This is a genomic window from Actinoplanes sp. NPDC049598, assembly GCF_040675435.1.
Taxonomy (GTDB): Bacteria; Actinomycetota; Actinomycetes; order Mycobacteriales; family Micromonosporaceae; genus Actinoplanes.
Genome location: NZ_JBFAOX010000010.1, coordinates 1 through 20,335, shown reverse-complemented (window position 1 = coordinate 20,335; position 20,335 = coordinate 1). Strand labels below are relative to the sequence as shown.

Genomic DNA, 20,335 nt, shown 5'->3' with positions numbered 1-20,335 from the left:
GCTCGCTCCGCCCGGCTGCGGCAGTCCCCTCGCGGGGCCGCTGTGCCTGGCGATCGAGAGCGACGGGGGTCGCGCCATGTCGGCGGTGGAACGCCTGCGGGGTAGAAAGTCCGCTTTGTGGATAATTGCGGTTTCTTTATGGGTTGCCTTGGCCGCGACGAGCTTGATTCCCGTCGCCCTCTCGGTGGGGGTGGCGATCCTCGTCGTGAGCCTGACCGCTCTGGCCGGCCCGGTCGCGCGCCGCTACGGCCGGGCCCGGCGCCCGGTCGTGGTCGTCGCGGCCGCCTTGGCCCTGCTCCTGGAGCCGGCCCGGGCCGCGATCGGCCTCACCCACGTCGATCTGGTCCTGTTCGGTCTCGTGGTGGCCGACCTGGTCGCCCTGCGCCGGTCGGCCTGGGCCCGCACCCGGGCCACCTGGTGGCCCGGGACGGCTCGGGGCGGCCGGTGGCGGCGAATCTGGTCGACCGGGGCCTGGGCCGGCGCCGGCATCGGCCTGGCGTCGGCGCTGGCCCCGGTCACCCTGCTGTTCGTCGTCTTCCTCGGCCTGACCCGGCAGTGGCGGGCCGCGCTGACCGCTCTCACCACCACGGCGGTGCTTCTCGGTGCGGCCTGGCTGGTCGCACCCGGCGCCACCTCGGCCCGGCTGTGGCCGGGGTTCGACCGAGGGGACCCGCTCGACTCGCCGGCCAACCAGTCGCTGGCCGGCGTGCTGGCCCGGCTGTACGACTCGACCAGCACCCCGGTGCTGGTCTGGCTGTCGTTCGCGGTGCTGCTGCTGGCGGTCGGCCTGATCCGGGCCCGCTCGGCCCATGCCGACGGCGACGAGATCGCCGCCTTCACCCTGGTCGGGCTGGCCGGCGCCGCCGTCTGCCCGGTCACCAGCAGCAACGAGTTGCTCTGGGTGCTGCCGGCGATCCTGATCCTCGTCGACGCGGCCGCCCGGCAGCGGGCCGACCCGCGCCGGCTCAGCGGCCTCGGGCCTCTTGTCGCCGCGGCTGTGGTCGCCCTCGTCTTCGCCCTGCCACCTGTGGGCAACCTCTACGCCATCACGGTCATCGTGTTGCTCAACGCGCTGCCGTGGCGGCCCGCAGCGCCCGTACGGCGCCGCCCGCCCCCTGTTCCCGCCACGGCCGTACGACGGGTGCCCTCGATCCCCGGCCCTAGGGGCAGTTGACCCACTCGTCGGTGCCGTCGGTGAAGACCTGGCGCTTCCAGATCGGGAGCCGGGCCTTGGCCTCGTCGACCAGCCGGGCGCAGGCCGCGAACGCCGCCGCCCGGTGGGCCGTGCTGACCGCGGCCACCAGCGCGACGTCACCGATGGCCAGCGTGCCCACGCGATGCGAGACCGCCACCGCGTAGACGTCCGGGTCGGCCGCGATCTCCTCGGCGACCTCGCGCAGCACCGCGGCCGCGCTCGGATGCCCTTCGTACTCCAGGAGGGTCACGCCGCGACCGTGGTCGTGGTCGCGGACGACGCCCTGGAACGACACCACGGCACCGGCCCGGACGTCGGTCACCGCCTTCTCGTGCGCGGCCAGGTCGAGCGGCGTGTCCAGCACGTCGCTGACGGCGATGATCCCGGTCATGGGCGCTCCCCGGTGACGAGTGGAAGTGGAAGGAACGGGACGAGATCACCCGCGGCGACCTCGGTGCCCGGGCGGACGACGACGAAGCCGTGCGCGGTGGACAGCCCCCGCAGCATCGCCGACCCGACGTGGCCGACGGGCATGGCCGTCCGGCCCGTGCGGTCGAGACGGGCCAGCGCCAGATGGGTGTCCCTCCCGCGGCCGCGCACCACCGCGGCCGCCTCGACCGTGGCCAGCGCCGGGGCGGGACGGCCCTGCAGACCGGCCAGCAGCGGCGCGACCAGGGTGATCAGCGCGATCACGGCGGACTGCGGGTTGCCCGGCAGGCCGGCCAGGAAGCGCGGGCGGCCGTCCTCGCCCGGCACCCGGGCCAGCAGCATCGGGAAGCCGGGGCGGACGCCGACGGTGTTCACCACGTACTCGGCGCCGAGCTCGGCCAGCGCCGGGTGCAGGTGGTCGACCGGGCCGTGCATGGTGCCGCCGGTGGTGCAGACGAGGTCGGCCGACCGCAGCGCACCGCGCACCGCGGACAGGTGAGCCTCCAATGTGTCCTGCACCGGGCCGGTGATCGCCGACGGGTCGATGGTCGCGCCGTAGCGCCGCAGCCAGGCCGGAATCTGCGGGCCGAGCGAATCCCGGACCCGGCCGGACCCGGGCGGGCCGGCGGTCAGCAGCTCGTCGCCGAAGACCAGCAGGCCGGCGTGCGCCCGCGGGTAAACGCTGAGCGCCTCGTACCCACAAGTGGCGGCGACGCCGATCACCGCTGGGTCGATGGCCGTGCCGGGGGGCAGCAGCACCTCGTCCTTGGCCGCCTCCTCGCCCGGCATGCGCCAGTCGGGCACCGCGTGGCGGCGGGGCTCGCCGCTGACCCGGCCCTCACCGTCGCGTGTGGAGTCCTCCACCCGGACCAGGGCGGCCGCGCCCGACGGGACCATCGCGCCGGTGGCGATCTCGACGCAGGTGCCGTCCTCGGTCAGCGGGTCGGCGACGCCGCCGGCCAGCACCCGGCCGACCGGCCGCCACGGCTGCGGGCCGCGCACCGCCCAGCCGTCGATGCTCGAGGTCGGGAAGGCCGGCAGGTCGGTCAGGGCCCGCAGCGGCTCGGCGAGGGTGCGCCCGTCCGCCTCCGGCAGCGCGACCGGCTCGGCCGCGCCCGCCGCCGAGCGGCCGGCCTCGTAGGCCAGGGCACGGGCCTGCTCCCAGTCGACCGGGGTCGTGTCGTCTGCGCTCACCGGACGAGCCTATCCAGCCCCACTGCTTTGGGGGTGGTCGCCGCCGCGGATCTGGTCTACCGTGTGCCGGAGCAGGGGGCCCAGCACGGCAAGACCGTCCTTAGCCCCGCCGGTTGAACCCGGCAGATTGACGATCAGCGTGCGCTCCGCGACCCCCGCCAGGCCGCGGGACAGCGCCGCGGCAGGCACCTTGTCGCGGCTGTGGGCACGGATCGCCTCGGCGATCCCGGGGATCTCGAAATCGAGGATGCCACGGGTCGCCTCAGGGGTGCGGTCGGTTGGGGTGACACCCGTTCCGCCGCTGGTCAGCACGACGTCGATGCCATCGGCGACGGCTTGGCGCAGCGCCCGGGCCACGGGTTCGCCGTCCGGGACGACCACCGGGTCGCCGGTCACCGTGCAGCCGAGCTCACGCAGTCCAGTGACGAGTCGTGGGCCGCTGGTGTCCTCGTAGACGCCCGCGGCGGCACGATTGCTCGCCACGATGACGCGGGCGGTGATCTCGCTCACGGACGATCCTCCGGACGGACCCAATCACCGGTCTTGCCGCCCTCCTTGCGAAGGACGCGGACGGCCTCGATGCTCGCCGCCGGATCCACGGCCTTGATCATGTCGATCATGGCCAGCCCGGCGACGGCGACCGAGGTGAGCGCCTCCATCTCGACCCCGGTGCGATCGGCGGTCCTGGTGGTCGCCGTGATCTCGACCGTGGTGTCGGTGAGGGTCAGATCGACCTTGACACCGTGCAACCCGATGGGGTGGCAGAGCGGGATGAGATCGGGCGTGCGCTTCGCGCCCATGATCCCCGCCAGGCGGGCGACGGCGAGCGCGTCACCCTTCGGGAGACCGTCACCGCGCAACAGGGTGATGACTTCCGCGGTGGTGACGACTCGGCCGGCGGCTATCGCACGGCGAGCCGAAATCTCCTTCGCGGAGACGTCGACCATACGGGCGGCGCCGGCCTCGTCGACGTGAGTGAGCTGGGATTCGTCGGGCATACCAGGAGCTTATAGAAAAACTCATACGGCCGTGGTCCAGCGCGGCCGCGATCAAGCCTGCACAATTTAAATCGCAAACGGAATGTCGGGCGCCTATGCGCTGCTCAGAGCGGGTGGAGGCCGGCGTGGAAATGGCTATTCGGAGCGTAAGAACAAAGGCACAGCGTGCGATTTGGACACTGCGGCCATAACGGTATTCCAGCTCGCTCTGAGTTTCCATTCATAAGCAGTGAGTAACAACCGACTCAACGGTTATCACTTTCTGCTCATACCGACACGAAACGCTATGAACCTGGATGAAAGCCAAATACCTTTCCGGTGTCGCGACGAATTGCTTGCACTACCCGCCGCCGAGATCAGCTAGGGAGATGGCCATGCGCTACAGCCAGGACTGGGACTGAACTGCTAGTGCGCGAACGGGCACCGGGTGCTTAGGCTTGAGCCGGAAGCGACGGCTTCGATGCGCTCAGTGACAGGACCTTGGAGATGCCCCCTCAAAGCTCCAACGACGACGCGACCGATCGACAGCTGAGGCTGTTCGTCGGTCTCGTCGTCGTTCTGGCGCTCGGTGCGGCAGCCGGGGTCTTCGCGATCACGTTCACCCGGCCGGCTCCCCCGCCGAACTACCTGGTGATCGTCCTCATCTTCGGCGCGATCATCCTGGCCAACCGGCTGCGGGTGCACTTCCGCGTCATGTCCACACGGGACGTCACCAGCTGGACCGAGGTGCCGGTCCTGATCGGGCTCGCCCTGGTCCCCGGGCCGTGGGTCATCCTGGGCACCGCGCTGGCCATCACGATCAACCGATTGGTGCCGCGTCGCCCGCTGGTCAAGAACGTGTGGCAGGTTTCCAAGGACACCCTGTCCGCTTCGTCCGCCGCCGGCGTCTTCCTGCTCGTCGGTGTCGAGCCGGACGCCGAGCATCCGCCTTTCGCGGTCGGCACCGTCGTTCTGGCGCTCTGCGCGATGGCCGTGATCGAGCAATTGGCTTTTGTGCCGGTAATGGCGATTTCCTCGCATGCACGGCTTCGCGACATCGCCCGCCGCAATCTCGACGTCAAGATCGTCGGATATGTGGTCCGGCTGACCGCCACGCTGGTGACGCTCGCGTTCCTGGCCTACAACGGTGATCCGCTGCTCCTGCTGCTCCTGCCGCTGATCGTGGCGTGTCTGCAGCTGTGGCAGTCCGGCCGCGTGCGCACCCGCGAGGAGCGCGACTCCTGGCAGCGCCTGGCCGAGGCGACCGACGCCCTCAACGCGGTCGACCTGACCCAGGTGCTGCACTCCGCGGTGTCCCGGGCCGCCGTGATCTTCTCGGCCAGCGAGGCCGAGATCGACCTGGCCGTGGCCGGCACCGACGACCGTGTGGTGATCGGCTCGGCCGCCGGCATCCGGCACGACGGCCCGCCCGGCACGGCCAAGAACAAGCACCGGGGCGAGGTCACCACCGACCTCATCGCCCACGACGGGACGCTGCGGGTCGGCGTGCTGCGGCTGCGCTTCGGCGGCGCCGTCAAGCTCACCGAGTTCGAGCAGTACAAGCTCAAGACCTTCGCCTCCGCGCTCTGCACGGCCATCCGCAACGCCGCGGCGTACGCGGAGCTGGCGCGGATCAGCGCCCAGAACGCGCACGACGCGGCCCACGACGCGCTCACCGGCCTGGCCAACCGCCGCCACCTCTACGACCGGGCCACCCGCCACTTCTCCGGTGACAGCGACGAGGGCGTGGTGGCCCTGCTGCTCATCGACCTCAACCACTTCAAGGAGGTCAACGACACGCTCGGGCACGCTGCCGGTGACGCGGTGCTGCGCAAGGTGGCCCGCCGGCTCAGTGCCGCCGCCGAGCCCGGTGACCTGGTCGCGCGTCTCGGCGGCGACGAGTTCGCGATGCTGCTGACCAATCTGCCGACCCCGGCCATGGCCGGGCACCGCGCCGAGGCCGTCCTGGCCTCGCTCGACGACGCCATCGAGGTCGAGGGCATGCAGCTGACCGTCTCGGCCGCCGCGGGCATCGCGCTCGCGCCCGGCAGCGGCGGCGTCAACGAGCTCATGCGCCGGGCCGACATCGCCATGTACCAGGCGAAAAGGGCCGGACAGCAGACCGCGACGTACGCACACGCGCGCGACACGGCCGACGTCGAGCGCCTGGTCCTCGGCGGCGAGCTGCAGCGGGCGGTGGCCGAGCGGGAGTTCGTCGTCGAGTTCCAGCCGATCGTCGACCTGGGCAGCGGCGAGGTCATCTGGGCCGAGGCCCTGGCCCGCTGGCACCACCCCGAGCACGGCTACCTGTCGCCGATGCAGTTCCTCGAGACGGTGGAGCGCTCCGGTCAGCTGCCCGCGTTCGCCGACGCCGTCCTCGAGCAGGCGCTCGACGCCTCCAACCAGTGGCGGGACGCCGGCTTCGACATGCCGGTGGCGGTCAACGTGTCGCCGCGCAGCCTGCTCGACCCGAGCTTTCCGAAGATGGTGCTGGCCCGGCTCGGCCGTCACCGGGTGCCGCCCGAGATGCTGATCTTCGAGTTGGCCGAGACGCTGACGCTCACCCAGCTCGACGTGGTGCGGCGGGCGCTCAACGAGCTGAGCGAGGCCGGTGTGCGCCTCGCGCTCGACGACTTCGGCACCGGGGTGTCACCGCTGTCGGTGCTGTCGCACATCCCGGTCAGTCAGCTGAAGGTCGACCGCGAGTTCGTCAGCGCCGTGCAGACCTCGTCCGAGGCGGTCGCGGTCATCCGGTCGACCGTCGACCTGGCCCGCAGCCTGCACCTGACCGTCATCGCCGAGGGCGTGGAGAGCGAACCGCAGCGGCACTCGCTGTGGGAGCTGGGCTGCGTGGCCGGGCAGGGTCACCTCTTCGCGCGTTCGATGTCGGCCGACCGGCTGCTGGCGACCATGCAGCGGGGCACCGGCGGGCGGACGGGCGCGCTGGCGGCGTCGCTGCACGACGGCGGCGCGGTGGTGCGCATGTCGCCGCGGCGGTCCGGCTCAACAGGGAGATCTTCTCTGCCACACTTGCCCGCGTGAGTGCGGAAACAGCAGCTGGGGGCCGGGGTGTCCGGGAGTACGTGATCGACCTGGCGCTGTACGCCCTCTCGGCCGGGTTCGCCTGGTTCACCGCCACCTCGTCGACGTTGCTGCCGCACCGCGCCTGGGGTTCGATCGCGGTCTGGGCTTATGCCGCGGCCACCCTCGTGACAGTCGCGCAGCTCGTCGCGTACCGCAAGAATTTGAGCATCGCACTCACCTGGACCACCTGGACGGCCGCGGCCTTGCTGCCCCTCGTCGTCGAGGCGGTGCAGCGGGCCGGCGGGCGCACCGACCGCGCGCAGGAGGAGGTGCTGGTCGTCGAGCGGATGGGCGAGCGGCTGCTGCACGACGGCACGCCCTATCTGAGCCGCGACGCGATCGCCGCCCTGCCGCTGGACGAGCGGCTCATGGGCTACAGCCCCTACCAACCCGGCATGGCGATCTTCGGGCTGCCCCGCGCGATTTTCGGTGACTTCTGGTGGACGGACTCGCGGGTCTGGTTCGCGGTCGTCACTGCGGTCGCCCTCGTCGTGGCCATGCGGCTGCTGGGGGAGTCGTCGTGGTCCGTGCGGGCCCTACAGGCCGTGACCGTGCTGCCGATCTGCGCGCTGACGCTGGCCACCGGCGGCGACGACATCCCGGTGCTGGCGCTCGGCCTGCTCGCGCTCGCCTGCGCCGCTACCGATCGTTACGGCTGGGCCGGTGTGGCCGTGGGTGCTGCCGCTGCGTGCAAGCTCTTCGCTTTCCCGGTCGTGGCCGTCCTGATCGTGCTGGCCATCGTCGCGAAGCGCGTTCGGCATCTGGCCCCGGCCGCGATCGGTCTGCCGATTCTCGTGCTGATCCCGCCGTTCCTGGTCAACCGGGACGCCTTCCTGGAGAACGTGATCCGTTTTCCGCTCGGGCACGGTCTGGTCAAGAGCCCGGCCCAGTCGCCGTTCCCGGGCTATCTGATCGCCGAGCATCTTCCGGCCGGCCGCTTCGTCGCGTTGGGGTTGCTCGGTGCGGTGGCGGTCGCCATCACCGTGCGCATTGTGCTGAGTCCACCGCGCACCGCCGCCACGGCCTCGATGATCTGTGGGTGGGGCCTGCTGGCCGCGATCCTGCTGATGCCGACGACCCGCTTCGGTTACCTGCTGTATCCGATCGCGTTCCTCGTCTGGGGCCTCGCCCTGCGCGCGCCACACAGGAACCACACAGCTTTTAGAGCCCCGACGGATGACACAGCCTTGTACCGTCTGTGAGATGCAGATGACCTGTCCGAAGTGTCACGGCGAGATGCGGGTGTACGAGCGCAGCGGCGTCACGATCGACCAGTGCACCGAGTGCCGGGGGATCTTCCTCGACCGCGGTGAGCTCGAGAAACTCTTCGACGCTGAGTCGAGCTACAACACTCGCCAGGCCTCCCGTCCCGCGGCCGCCCCGCCGCCGGTGCCGCACGCGCCGCAGCCTGGCGGTTACGCGCCGCCGCCCCCGCCGCCCGCGTACGGCCAGCCCTCCCACGGCTACCCGGCCCAGGTGCCCGGCTACGCGCCGGCTCCGGCCTACGGCCACCACGGCCACTACCGGCACGGCGGCCACCACGGCCACTACCGCAAGCGCAAGGGCTTCCTGCACGACCTGTTCGACTGACCATCGGGCTTCCCGCCGCCGGGCCCGTCACGGCCCGGCGGCGTCACCAGCTGCCCTGATCGTTCAGGCGCCGCTCGGGCCCGTCCCCGGTCAGCAGGTTGACCAAGGCCTCGTCCAGTGAGGCGCCGACCATCCACTCCCCGCCCTGATCGAGCACGAAGACGCGGCCGTGCGCGTCGATCGCCACCACGGCGTCGTCGCCCTCGAGGCCGATCGGGAAGAGATCGTCGCCGAGCTCGGCCAGCGCCGTCGCCGCGTACGCGCCCGGCACCGGATCCAGGCGCAACAGCCGTACGGCCCGCCGCGCGCCCGGCCCCCGCCGGCCACATCGCACGCCGGCGAATTCAGCGATCGCCTTCCGGGCCGCCTCCGACGGCCGCAACCGCCCGCCGCCGATCTCCACGGCCCGGTCCACCAGGGCCGACTGATCCAGCGGGCCGACCCAGCCGCCGCCGGCCAAGGTCCGCGCCACGTCGTGCGGGAAGCGGCCCGGCTCCGGCACCCGCTCCGACCCGTGCCGCCACTCCGTCGTGAACGCAAGATCCGACCACGGCAGCACCGCGAAGTCGACCAGCACGGCGATGCACGTCTCGCACGGCCGGCCCTCCGTGCCGCCGAGCGGGTCACCCGGCTCGCGGACCAGGAACGACTCGAAGCTCGCGGACAGCAGCCAGGCCCGGGCCTCGTCGAGAGTGATCTCCGGGCCGCGGGAGTGCAGCGCGTCGGAGAGCGCGATCAGCTCCGCGTGCCGCTCGGCGCCGCGCACCACACCGGCCGGATCAGCCTCCGCCAGCCGCGCCCGTACGAGCGGGTGGTGGTTGATTTCCTGATCCCCTTTGGCGCCTTGCGCTCGGAAGAGCCGATCGCCGGCGGTCAGGTGCGCGACGGTGGTCGGCGCCGGCGACCGGTGCGTCAACCGCCGCAGCGCGACGGCGGGGTCGACCGTGCCCGGCGGCAGCGGGCGACGCTCGCGGTAGATCTCCGCGATCTCCTCGGTCGGCACGCTCGGCCAGGACGACAGCACGCCGGTCTCCCGGTCGATCACCGTCCGCGAGCCGTCGCCCGGCTGTTGCGGCGCCACCTGCTTGGTCCAGATCACGTAGCCGAGGTCGAACTCCGCGACCATCGGCTCGCCGTCCTGGGTGCTGGCCCAGCGGGCGGCGATCTCTTCGGCCTCGGCCCTGGTGATCGCCATTTGTATCCCTCCCTGAACCCTTTGCGGCGTGATGACGTTCGCAGATTGAAGCTAACCGACCACGCAAAGTGTTCGAAGGGTGGCGACGATGGCGACGACGGCGAACCGCGACGCGAACCGGGACCTGCGCAACCGGCTCGAGGAGATCCACGGGCGCTACTCGCGGCTCCGCTCCGATCTGGACGTCCTCCAACGCCGCCTCGAAGCCCTGCGGATCACCGCCACCTCGACCGACGGCCTGGTACGGGCCACGGTCGGGCCGCGAGGCGAACTGATCGACCTGCGGCTGACCCGGCGGGCCACCCGCAACATGGACAACGAATACGTCTCCCGCACGATCGTGGCCACCGTCCAAAGTGCCACCGCCCAGGCCCGGCAGCAGGTCCAGGCGATGATGGCCGACTACCTGCCGGCCGACTCCGGATCGCTGCGCTACCTGGAGAGCGGCGACCTCGGCTCGCTGCTCGGCCGCTCCGACGAGATCGTCGGCCGCCATGTCTGACGCTCTCGTCCGGCTCGACTCCGAAGACGCTCTCGACGGCTCGCGCCTGCTCGCCGCGGCCGGTGAGGACCTGGCCGCGCGGCGCAACCACGCCGGGGCCGAGATCGCCGCCGCGACCGCCGCGTCACCGTGGGGCCGCGACGAGTACGGCCAGTCCTTCGAGCGTCAGTACCACCCGGTCGAGCAGCAGGTCCTCGACGCCTGGCGGCTGATCGCGGCCCACGTCACGGGTCTCGGCGAGGCGGTCGCGAAGTCCGTCCACGACAACCTCGCCGCCGACGCGGCCGCGGCCGGGCGAGTCCACCGGAGCCGATCATGAGCGTGCTGCCCAGCCCCGTACCGCATCCGCTCGAATACAGCCCGTTCGACGTGCCCGGCTGGGCCTACACGGCGCTCGAGTGGGTGGTCGGCTTCGACTGGCCGGCCGGCAACGAGGTCAGCACCTGGGACGTCGCCGACCGCTGGTACGCCCTGGCCACGGCCCTGGTCGAGCCGAACGACGCCGCCTTCGGCGCGGTCTCGCACATTCTCGCCGGCTACGAGGGATCCGGCGCCGACAGCTTCCAGGACGCCTGGCATCGACTCGCGGGCGACGAGAGCGCGCCGCTCAACGCCCTGCTCGAGGCCTCACACCAGCTCGGCGGGCTGGTCGAAGGAGCCGGGCGCGACATCGAGGGCGCGAAGCTCGAGGCCTGGATCGAGATCGGCATCTTCCTGACCGAACTCATCGGCATGGGCATCACCGTGATCCTGACCTTGGGGGCCGCCTCACCGGCGGCCGGCGGGATGATCGTGGCGACCCGGCTCGCCATCCAGCAGATCTTCCGCAAGCTGGTCGAGCAGCTCGGCGCGAAGGCCCTGAAACAGACGGCCACCCACGCCATCAAGCAGTTGGCCACCAAGGAAGGGCTGCGCAAGCTCGGCCGCGAGGCGCTCGACGAGGGCTTCGACGAGGCCCGCGAAGAACTGGCGACCAACGGCGCGATCCAGACCTATCAGCAGACGACAGGCCGGGCCGACGGGTTCGACCTCGGCGATCTACGGACGTCGGCGGTGGCCGGGTTCGCCGGCGGGGCGGCGGCCAGCGGGGCCGGGGTGGGATCCCACGGTCACCACGGGGTCGCTCGCGGCGCCGGCGGGGAGGTGCTGGCCGAGTTCGGGGCGGCGGCGGCCTTCGGCGATCTGCCCGATCCAGGCAATCTCGCGAAGTCTGCGACTTCGGGCGCGGCGGGATCGGCTGTGCATTCCCTGCCGTCCAATTTCAACTTCGCTTTCGGCGGTACGGATCTGAGCGCGCCCGATTTCGACGGTGGGGTGTTCACCGGGCCGCTTCCTGAGAATGTCCCGTTCGCCGGTGGCGGTCAGGTCGCTGCCTCACCAGCGCCTATTTCCGCCGACGTCGTCCCCGGGCCTTTGCCGACGGCGGCGGTTGACGCTCAGGCGCCGTCGGTTTCCTCTTTCGCCCCGACCCTTGATTCTTCGCCCGCGTCCGTGGTCGCCGTCGCCGGCATCTCGGCCGTCCCCGACGTATCGCCCGGTCCCGACATTCCGCCCGCGGATTCCGGCGCTACCTCGATCTCGTCGTCGGCTTCCGCTTCGTCCTCGGACTCGCTTTCGGGGTCGCCCTCCTCCTCCCACTCGCTCTCGGGGTCGCCCTCGTCTTCTCCCTCGCTTTCGGCGTCGCCCTCTCCCTCGTCCCCTGCCCCGTCCCCTGCCTCGTCCTCGTTTTCGCCCTCTTCCTCGCCCTCGCCTTTGCCCTCGCCCTCGCCCTCGCCCTCGCTCGCACCTTTGCCGTCGCCTTCGCCAGATCTGGCCGGGCAATCGACTGCGGCTCCGGCCACCGCACCTCCGACGCCCCCACTGCCTCCGGCGCCCGCGGTCTCGCCGGTGGCCGGCCCCGGCATGACTCCCTGGATACCGGCCATGCCCAGCCGCCCCGCCGCCTCTCCCGACCGGCGGCCACCCGGCGCCACCCGGCGGTCCCCACTGTCCGACCTGGACCGCATCGCCGACGCCCTCGGCCCCCGCCCCACCACTACGCGCCGGCAGCCGCCGCTCCCCTTGGACCGAACCCCCCGCCCCTCGGAAGCAGCACGCCTGGATCAGGCGCTGGCGCCGCGCGTCAAACCGTCGCCGCTGTCCGACCGTCCCCGCAGCCAGACGAACGCCCCGCTCGACGCCCGCCCCTACGTCAACCGAACCCCGGCTCCCCAGCCGACCCCGGCCCAAGCCGAGGCCGCCTACTTCGGCTACGCCGATCACGCCCGCCGCACCTACGAGCTCAACCGCCGCGACGACTACGCCACCTACCTCACCGGGGTCGCGGACGAAAACCGGGCAAAGATCTTCAACCTGAGCCGCCACGCCGATCAGGTCCTGCGCACCGGCTCGACCCTGGAGGCCCAGCACTACCGCAAGCAGGCGCTCGACCTCAGCGACATGGTCGCCGAAATCGAATCCCAGATCGACCAGGTCCGCGCCGGCACTCTGACCCCCGACACCGTCGAGGTGTCTCCCGCGGCGTGGTCCCGCATCAACCGCGACGTCGGCAACCTGGCCCCCGGCGGCGTAACCACCGGCGACCGCTCCGCCCTCGCCCGCCCGTCCTCCCACAACACGCCGACTACTTCGTCCACCGGCATGCCGACCGGCGATCACACCGCCCGGACCAGCGCCGGGAACCGTCCACCGATCGACGCCACCCGGCACTACAACTCGGTCGGCGGCCTACGCCCGCCCCTGGCCATCCACCAGGTCGACTTGGAAAACGCCGTCCCCCGCGACCCCGACGGCCGCCCGGCTCGACTCCCCGACCCCCGATCGGGCCGCTGGTTCCGCCTGGCCAACGACGGCGGCCCCACCGCCGACCCCACCCGCGGCCTCAACTGCGTGGACGGCGTCCTGTCCCTTTTCGACACCTACATCCACGGCCGCCCCCGCGTCTCCGCCCCCCGAACCTTCGACACCTACGCCCACGGCGACCCCACCCGCCCCCTCGGCGGCGAGCAGGCCGGCGTGGACCGCATCCGCCAGGCCACCGGCAGCGACTTCCAGTCCCTCTGCCCCCCACTGGACAGGACCACCCCCACCGAGGCCAAACAGGCCATGGACCTGGCCTTCGCCAACCTGTCCAACCACCTGCTCAACACCGGCCACGGCGCCTACGCCTTCATAATCACCGACCTCGAAGCCGGCGGCTGCCACTCCTGGGCCGCCATCAACCACCAGGGCACCGTCCTCTTCCTGGACCCCCAGATCTCGCAACTCTCCGAGTCCACCCCCCTCTATCACCACACCGGCACCCCCACCCCTTCCAACATCACCTCAATGGACGCCCTGGTCGTAACCGCCAACGGCACCCCCGCCCCGCTCCCCCACCACCCCCCAGGCCAGTGGTCCACCACCCCACCCACCGGCCTCGAAGACCTCCCGGACGACCCTGCCTCAATAGAGGCGATTCGTGCCGCTGAACGGCAAGCGTTCGACTCGCTCGATTCGGCTGAGCGCGCCGTCCTGTCGGCTTCTCTTGCAGACGCTGAAGTAGCGGCGGCGCGGATGTCCGGAGACCTACATGCGGTGGTGGAGAGACTCAGCGTGGGCGCACGCGTCACAGACGAGGAACACCAGGTCAAGTCAGTAGAATCGCTCGGACGGAAGTACCTGGAAGCAGCCGAAACAGATAATCTCTCGCCAGAACAGTTCTTGAACCAGGTCAAAGATCGTGTCCGCTTCTCAGTCGAAACGCCGGAGGGGAACTACGGGGCAACGGTTGCCCGAGTACTTGCGGATCTCAGGCGTCTCGGTTACCGCACGAGGCAAGCAGCCAGTTTCTGGGCGGAGTGCGGACGCCACAACGGTCTCAATGTTTGGTTGTCGGACCCTCAAGGTTTCCTCGTCGAGGTCCAGTTCCCAACGCCTCTGTCTCGTCAGATCGGCAAGCTCACTCACCGCAGCTACGAAATAATGCGATTTGGTGGATTCGATAGCTTCGAACGCGTGAGCGCGTTCCTCAAGATGCTCGCGATCAACAAAACCTTGGAGATCAGCGCTCATCGACCCACGGATCTTGGACTCATAGGCTCCGTCAAGCTGAAGACGAGCACCTTGGCGGAGTGGTTGAACTCTGAGGAGGAGTTGCTGGGCCAGTATCGAGAAGGGCTCTCAGCACACGACTTATCGTTCAAGGACCACCTACGGCGTTATGGCCTCGAGCCCGCCGACGTGCCTGGCCTCGACGAGATGGGCTTGCTCGAATGACACAACGCGGCTTTGCCTACAAGGTGATCCTGAGAAGTGACGACCGGTCGACTATCACAAGCATGATGGCCTACCAAGCACCACACGATCGAAAACTTCGGGCCGTCATTTGGAGCGCCCGCCGCCAGCAATGGATGTATGCGCCGAACATCGCGGCCCCGATCCTTTATGACGACCAGGAGCAGGACCGGGGTCGCAGCGTAGATCGTCAAACGGCCGAGCGGATCGCGCGCGACGTTCTCGACACTGAACTGCCCAATGAGGAGACCCTCGCCGAGATGTCCGACGAGGGTGAGGCGAACGGTTGGGCCTACGGTCCTCCGCGCTCGTAGGCCTCCTAGACGATGGCCATGTCGACGAAGCGGGATAGGTGGAGCTGGGCGGCGACCGTCACCGTGTCGGTGGGGCCGTTTCGGTGTTTGGCGACGATGAAGTCGGCCTCGCCGGCGCGGGGGGACTCCTTGTCGTAGTAGTCGTCGCGGTGGAGCAGGATCACGACGTCGGCGTCCTGCTCGATGGAGCCGGACTCACGCAGGTCGGACAGCTGGGGGCGCTTGTCGGTGCGCTGCTCGGGACCACGGTTCAGCTGGGACACGCCGATCACCGGGCACTCGATCTCCTTGGCCAGGAGCTTGAGGCCACGGGACAGCTCGGAGACCTCCTGCTGACGGCTCTCGGTCTTTTTCGGCGAGGACATCAGCTGCAGGTAGTCGATCACCAGAAGCTTGAGGTTGTGACGCTGTTTGAGGCGGCGCGCCTTGGCCCGGATCTCCATGAGGTTCATGTTCGGGGTGTCGTCGACGAAGATCGGCGCCTCGCTGATCTCGCCCATCCGGCGGGCCAGCTTGCTCCAGTCGTCGTCGGTGAGCTGCCCGGAGCGCAACACGTGCAGCGGAACTCGCGCCTCGGCCGACAGCAGACGCATCACCATCTCGATCTTGCTCATTTCGAGGGAGAAGATGGCGCTTGCGCAGTTGGCGCGAATAGCCGCATTCCGGGCGAAGTCCATGCTGGCCGTCGACTTACCGAGACCGGGTCGCCCGGCCACGATGATCAGCTGACCGGGGTGCAGACCGTTGAGCAGCCGGTCGAGATCGGAGAAGCCGGTCGGGATGCCGGCCATGCCGCCGCCGGCCGCGCCGATCGCCTCGATCTCGTCGACCGTGGGCTGGAGCATGTCGCCGATGGAGGCGAAATCTTCGCTGACGCGTTTCTCGGTGACGTCGTAGATCGCCTGCTGGGCCAGGTCGACGATGTCGTCGACGTCGCGGCCGCCGTTGCCGTTCGCGCCGTAGCCGAGCTGGACGATCTTGGTGCCCGCGTTGACCAGGCGGCGCAGGATGGCCCGCTCGCCGACGATGCGCGCGTAGTACGACGCGTTGGCCGCGGTCGGCACGCTCTCGATCAGCGTGTGCAGGTAGGGCACGCCGCCGATCCGCTGCAGGTCACCCGAGTCGGCCAGGGCGGCGGAGACGGTCAGCGCATCGGCCGGCTCGCCACGTCCGTACAGATCGAGGATGACGTCGAAGATCGTGCTGTGCACCGGGCGATAGAAGTCGTGGGTCTTGAGGATCTCGACCACGTCGGCGATCGCATCCTTGGAGAGCAGCATGCCGCCGAGGACACCCTGCTCGGCCGCCACGTCCTGCGGCGGCGACTTGTCGAACCCGCCAGCGGCCGGCCCTGATCCGGACTGCGGGCCGGGAGCGCGCGCCTCCGGCCTCGCGTCATCGGTGATCGACACCCGGACCTCCTCCGTTTGCCGTACGTGAACACGCCCTGATCCAACAACCGGGGTGTGACACTTTCGGCTGAACTCCCCACCCTGATCAGCAGCACCATCCTGATCAAGCCCGCGTGAGCGGCTGGCCCACTGTACGAACCCGTCCGCCACCTGCCCAACTGCATCGGTGGACGAGTCTTGGGACAACCTGTGGACATCCCGCCTGAGCCTGTGGATATCTCTGTGGATATCTGTGGACAACTCTCGGCCGTGACGCCGAACGTCCCTTCACCAGCAGGGATTACGCCGTCCCCAACTGTGGAGAGCAGAAAAACACCTGCACAAGTGCGAAAAGATGCCGGGCGTGAGCAAGCCGTCGCCCGGAGGCGTTGCGGTTCGCCCGTCGGCACGGCACGCTTTTCGGGTGGACCAACGGGAGTGGGACTACGGCGCCCGCATGTCGCGCGATCGGCGCGCTGCGGACTCGTGGGCCACTCGAAGTCCGGATTCTCCGGATTTCGCCGAGCCTGAGCAGAAATGGTCGTCCCTGACGGACACCGGCAGCATGCAGCCCAGCGCCGAGGCCCTCGACTGGCAGCGCCGCGCCGACGCGTGGGCGCAGCAGGCCGAGTCCGACCAGAGCCAGTCGGTCGAGCCGGCGAGCCGCTGGTCCGAGGTCGCGTCCACCGGTCGCACCACCTTCCCGGCCGACGGCGTCGGCTGGCGCACGGAGACCGCCGAGTGGCGCGCGACCGGCGCCCGATGGAAGCAGACCACCGAGTGGCGCTCCACCACGGGCTCCCACGGCTGGCGGTCCACCACCGAGGCGTGGCAGAGCGGCGGCCGCCGCGATTACCCGCCCGCCGCCGAGACCCCGGCCTCGCAGCCGGCCATCTCGAGCTCGGCCTGGTCGGCCACCGAGGACGAGCCGAGCCCGGCCACCGACACGCGGCCCTCCTGGCAGCAGTTCACCGAGCCCGACACGACCTACAGCCGGCAGGATCCGCCAAGCTGGCGCGATTCGAGCACCTGGCAGCAGCCGTCTCCGCGTACGCCCGCGGAAAGCTCGCCATCCTGGCGGCGCGACGCCATCGAGGGCTCCGCCACCTGGAACGACACGGGCAGCACGACCGACGCGAGCTGGCTGCGCACCGACAATTCCCGCGACGACGGCCGCCATCTGGTGCGCGAGGACGACCGGGCCGCCTGGCGCCGTGGCGCGCAGCAGACCCCGGGCCCGATCGGTCGCCGCCGCGCGCCCGAGCCGGGTCCGTCCGGCGGTTCCGGCTGGTCGACCGGCCGCTCCGAGAGCGACAGCTGGGACGCCGACAACTGGGCCGGGCACGCCGACACAGGCAACATCCAGCTCTACGGCGACCCCGGCGCCTCGACGACCTCGTCCTGGCGGAGTGAGCCGAGCGAGCGGAGCGAGGAGCGCACCGGCCGCCGGTCCTTCTCCCCGGAAAGCTCGCCCTACGAGTCAAGATCTTTCGAGACCAAGCCGTACGAAACCGAGCCGGGCTACCAGATTCCTCCGGCGACGGCGTACGAGTCCACGCGCCCCGCCCGCTACGACGACACCGCCGGCGCTCCGGCCCTGCCGCCCGGCCGTTACGACGAGCCGCGGGGCTACGCGCAGGACACAGGCGAGCCGCGGGGCTACGCGCAGGACACAGGCGAGCCGCGGGGCTACGCGCAGGACACACCCGCCCCGCGGAGCCGTCGCGAGCGGGGCCCGAGGTACGCGGACGACGACACCCCGGGCCGCAGTGGCGCCGCACCCACCTCGGGCCTGGCCGGCCCGCCCACCGGTTATCCACAGGAAACCCGGTCCGCCCGCCGAGCTCGCGCCGCCCAGCCGATCGACCGCGACGAGACGTCCACCTTCGGCGCCGCCCCCACGGCGTACCCGGAGCAGGCCAGCTCACCGTGGCCGGCCGCGCCGCCGAGCGGCATCCCCCAGCAGGACCGGACCCCGCCGGCCCGGCCGCAGCCGGGCCCGTCCCCGGCCGATCCGCGCCGCGGCGAGCCGAGGCCGGGTGCCGCGCCCAAGGCCCGCTACAACCCCGGCTCCGCCGACTGGCGCGAGCAGACCGGCTCGTGGGAAGCCGAGCCCGACACCAGCAGCTGGACCCGGGATCCGGACACCGGCCAGTGGAGCCGTTCCGAGGACGACCCGCGCATCCTGGCCTGGCGTCGTGAGGCGGCCCGCCGCGAGGCGATGGGCGAGGCCCCGCGCGCCATCACCGCCGGACCGGCCGAACAGGCCCAGGAGCAGCCCGTACGGCGCCCGGAGCCGGAACCCCCGGCCAGGCGTACCCCACCGGCCCTCCCGCCCGCTCCGGCCCCGCGCAGCGGCACTCCGTACGGCACCTACGGCGAGGCCCCGGCCCGCCCCAGCTACCCGGTCAGCCCCGAACCCGGCCGCCCCAGCTACCCGGACAGCCCCGAACCCGGCCGCCCCAGCTACCCGGACAGCCCCGAACCCGGCCGCCCCAGCTACCTGGACAGCCCTCCGACCGGCCGCGGCTACCCCGACAGCCCTCCGACCGGCCGCGGCTACCCCGACAGCCCTCCGACCGGTCGCGGCTACCCAGATGAGGCTTCGCCCGGCCGCCGCTCCTACGACGACCCTGCGGCCGCCCCTCGCAGCGGCACGCCCTACAGCGGAGGCGGCTACGGCAGCAGCGCGGGCCCCCGCAGCGCCCCGCCCAGTAGCGCCCCACGCAGCGCCCCCAGCTACGGCGCAACTCCCACCGGCGGCTACCCCGATGGCCCCGCTGGCTACCCCGGCGGTCCGACCGGCTACCCCAGCCCCGATCGCGAGCCCGGCCCACCGCGCTACTCCAGCGCCAACCCGGCCAGCGGCCTCCCGCGCTACTCGGCCTCGGCCCCCGCGAGCGGCCTACCAGCCGACACATCGCGCTACTCGCCGTCCGCCCCCGCCAGCGGCCTGCCCGCCGACACCCCGCGCTACTCCGCGTCTGCTCCGGCAAGCGGCCTGCCCACGGGTGCCCCGCGTTACTCGCCGACCGACGATCTCGGCGGCGAGACCCGCCGCTTCCCGGCCGAGCCCCCGCGCTACTCCGCGTCCGCCCCGGCGAGCGGCCTCCCGTCGAGCGGCCAACCCGCCATCGCCCCGCGCTATTCGAGCGCCACCCCGGCCAGCGGCCTCCCGGCGGCGGAGACCCCCGGAGCCCCGCAGTACGGTGCCGGCCGGCGCCGCGCCGACGACCAGGAACCTCCCACCCGCCGTGGCGAGCTCGATCCCACGGCGTACGCCCAGGAGCCGCTGAGTCCCGACGCCTGGCGCCGCGATTCCCCGCAGGGGGACGCGCCGCCCTGGTCGCCCGGCGGCACCACCGAAATCAGGCAGCGCCCCGAGCCCGGCGCTTGGCATCTGGCCGAGCGCGAGGAGCGGGCCCGGGGCAGCGCGTCCTACCGCGAGGGCGGCGGTAACGACTGGCGGCGGGATCTCGCCGATCAGAGTGATCTCGCCGAGGGGGAGTCCCGGCGGTACGGCACCTCGGATTACGTGCCCTTTCGGTCGAGCGGCTCAGCCGCCGTCGAGGGAACATCGAACTTATCCATGACGTCCACGTCGCTGATCTCGCCTGTGCCGCGGGAGCAGCGCGAGGCGGTCGCGGCCGGCTATCCGGGCCTGAGCGGGTCGTACGAGCGTCGTCCGGTCACCGGCGGCTATCCCACGATCCGCCCGAAGAGCGACCTGCTCGACCCGGACGACGAGGAGGACGAGCAGGAGGCCGGCGGGCCGCTGGCCGCGGTCGGCTACACGTTGCTCTGGTACGGCGTGCCGGTCGTGCTGTTCGTCGTCTACATGGTGGTCTTCGGGGCCGGTACGCAGACGCACGCGCTGGACACCCTCGGCAAGGCGGCGCCGCAGTTCGGCATTTCGCTGGTGCTCAGCGTCCTGGTGGCGGTCGGCCTGCGGTGGATCAGCCACTCCTGGAAGGCGATCAGCGTCGGCCTGGCCGCGGCGGTCGTCGGCGGCGGCCTGGCCACCGTGCTGACCTCCGCCATCACCGGCAACAGCCTCAGCTAGAACGCCATCACCGGCCACAGCCTGAGCTAGATGTGATGTCCAGCCAGGTTGGTCAACCGGGTGATCGGCGGGTTCTTGCCGATTGCGGTGTGGGGCCGGTGATGGTTGTAGTCGTGCAGGAATGCC

The 20,335-nt window shown here is 71.1% G+C and carries 15 protein-coding genes; 9 read left to right on the top strand and 6 right to left on the bottom strand.

What is annotated here, in order from left to right:
• The first annotated feature begins 148 nt into the window (after positions 1-148).
• The gene (locus AB0J66_RS23060; protein ID WP_364663999.1) at positions 149-1,174 is read left to right on the top strand and encodes a glycosyltransferase 87 family protein; all 1,026 of its coding nucleotides are present in this window, start codon (positions 149-151) and stop codon (positions 1,172-1,174) included.
• Here AB0J66_RS23060 and AB0J66_RS23055 read toward each other — a convergent pair.
• Genes AB0J66_RS23055 through moaC form a run of 4 tightly spaced genes read right to left on the bottom strand, consistent with a single transcriptional unit; the run spans position 1,161 to position 3,816 of the window.
• Positions 1,161-1,586: a molybdenum cofactor biosynthesis protein MoaE gene (locus AB0J66_RS23055; RefSeq protein ID WP_364663996.1), complete on the bottom strand. Its 426-nt coding sequence runs from the start codon at positions 1,584-1,586 to the stop codon at positions 1,161-1,163. The two genes, AB0J66_RS23060 and AB0J66_RS23055, sit on opposite strands and share 14 nt — an antisense overlap.
• Entirely contained in the window at positions 1,583-2,818 is a 1,236-nt protein-coding gene (locus AB0J66_RS23050) for a molybdopterin molybdotransferase MoeA (protein WP_364663993.1), read from the bottom strand. Before AB0J66_RS23050 ends, AB0J66_RS23055 begins: the two co-directional genes overlap by 4 nt.
• Before the next feature lie 9 nt (positions 2,819-2,827).
• Positions 2,828-3,352 carry a MogA/MoaB family molybdenum cofactor biosynthesis protein gene (locus tag AB0J66_RS23045; RefSeq protein ID WP_364663990.1) on the bottom strand — a complete coding sequence of 175 codons (525 nt, stop codon included), beginning with the start codon at positions 3,350-3,352 and terminating at the stop codon, positions 2,828-2,830.
• The gene (moaC, locus tag AB0J66_RS23040) at positions 3,325-3,816 is read right to left on the bottom strand and encodes a cyclic pyranopterin monophosphate synthase MoaC (RefSeq protein ID WP_364663987.1); all 492 of its coding nucleotides are present in this window, start codon (positions 3,814-3,816) and stop codon (positions 3,325-3,327) included. The genes AB0J66_RS23045 and moaC overlap by 28 nt, the downstream gene beginning before the upstream one ends.
• A gap of 486 nt (positions 3,817-4,302) precedes the next feature.
• Here moaC and AB0J66_RS23035 point away from each other — a divergent pair, with 486 nt between their 5' ends.
• The 3 genes from AB0J66_RS23035 to AB0J66_RS23025 are packed head-to-tail and all read left to right on the top strand — an operon-like array spanning position 4,303 to position 8,469.
• Complete coding sequence (locus tag AB0J66_RS23035) at positions 4,303-6,837, top strand: bifunctional diguanylate cyclase/phosphodiesterase (RefSeq protein ID WP_364663984.1); 2,535 nt, start codon at positions 4,303-4,305, stop codon at positions 6,835-6,837.
• The gene (locus tag AB0J66_RS23030; protein WP_364663981.1) at positions 6,834-8,081 is read left to right on the top strand and encodes a glycosyltransferase 87 family protein; all 1,248 of its coding nucleotides are present in this window, start codon (positions 6,834-6,836) and stop codon (positions 8,079-8,081) included. Before AB0J66_RS23035 ends, AB0J66_RS23030 begins: the two co-directional genes overlap by 4 nt.
• A gap of 7 nt (positions 8,082-8,088) precedes the next feature.
• The gene (locus AB0J66_RS23025) at positions 8,089-8,469 is read left to right on the top strand and encodes a zf-TFIIB domain-containing protein (protein ID WP_364664721.1); all 381 of its coding nucleotides are present in this window, start codon (positions 8,089-8,091) and stop codon (positions 8,467-8,469) included.
• 43 nt (positions 8,470-8,512) lie between these two features.
• On the opposite strand, the gene AB0J66_RS23020 is transcribed toward AB0J66_RS23025, so the two are convergent.
• On the bottom strand, positions 8,513-9,664 hold the full coding sequence (locus AB0J66_RS23020) for an SUKH-3 domain-containing protein (protein ID WP_364663978.1): 1,152 nt from the start codon (positions 9,662-9,664) through the stop codon (positions 8,513-8,515).
• Positions 9,665-9,752: 88 nt separating this feature from the next.
• Between AB0J66_RS23020 and AB0J66_RS23015 the strand changes: the two genes are divergently transcribed.
• Genes AB0J66_RS23015 through AB0J66_RS23000 form a run of 4 tightly spaced genes read left to right on the top strand, consistent with a single transcriptional unit; the run spans position 9,753 to position 14,755 of the window.
• The gene (locus AB0J66_RS23015) at positions 9,753-10,166 is read left to right on the top strand and encodes a YbaB/EbfC family nucleoid-associated protein (protein ID WP_364663975.1); all 414 of its coding nucleotides are present in this window, start codon (positions 9,753-9,755) and stop codon (positions 10,164-10,166) included.
• Positions 10,159-10,485 carry a hypothetical protein gene (locus AB0J66_RS23010; protein WP_364663973.1) on the top strand — a complete coding sequence of 109 codons (327 nt, stop codon included), beginning with the start codon at positions 10,159-10,161 and terminating at the stop codon, positions 10,483-10,485. Before AB0J66_RS23015 ends, AB0J66_RS23010 begins: the two co-directional genes overlap by 8 nt.
• On the top strand, positions 10,482-14,423 hold the full coding sequence (locus AB0J66_RS23005) for a toxin glutamine deamidase domain-containing protein (RefSeq protein ID WP_364663970.1): 3,942 nt from the start codon (positions 10,482-10,484) through the stop codon (positions 14,421-14,423). The genes AB0J66_RS23010 and AB0J66_RS23005 overlap by 4 nt, the downstream gene beginning before the upstream one ends.
• Positions 14,420-14,755 carry a hypothetical protein gene (locus AB0J66_RS23000; RefSeq protein ID WP_364663967.1) on the top strand — a complete coding sequence of 112 codons (336 nt, stop codon included), beginning with the start codon at positions 14,420-14,422 and terminating at the stop codon, positions 14,753-14,755. The genes AB0J66_RS23005 and AB0J66_RS23000 overlap by 4 nt, the downstream gene beginning before the upstream one ends.
• 5 nt (positions 14,756-14,760) lie before the next feature.
• Here the strand turns inward: AB0J66_RS23000 and dnaB are convergent, their stop codons facing one another.
• Positions 14,761-16,167 (bottom strand): replicative DNA helicase, encoded by a 1,407-nt coding sequence (gene dnaB, locus AB0J66_RS22995; protein WP_364663964.1) that lies wholly within the window; start codon positions 16,165-16,167, stop codon positions 14,761-14,763.
• 403 nt (positions 16,168-16,570) lie between these two features.
• Between dnaB and AB0J66_RS22990 the strand changes: the two genes are divergently transcribed.
• Positions 16,571-20,209 carry a hypothetical protein gene (locus AB0J66_RS22990; protein ID WP_364663961.1) on the top strand — a complete coding sequence of 1,213 codons (3,639 nt, stop codon included), beginning with the start codon at positions 16,571-16,573 and terminating at the stop codon, positions 20,207-20,209.
• Positions 20,210-20,335: the final 126 nt, after the last annotated feature.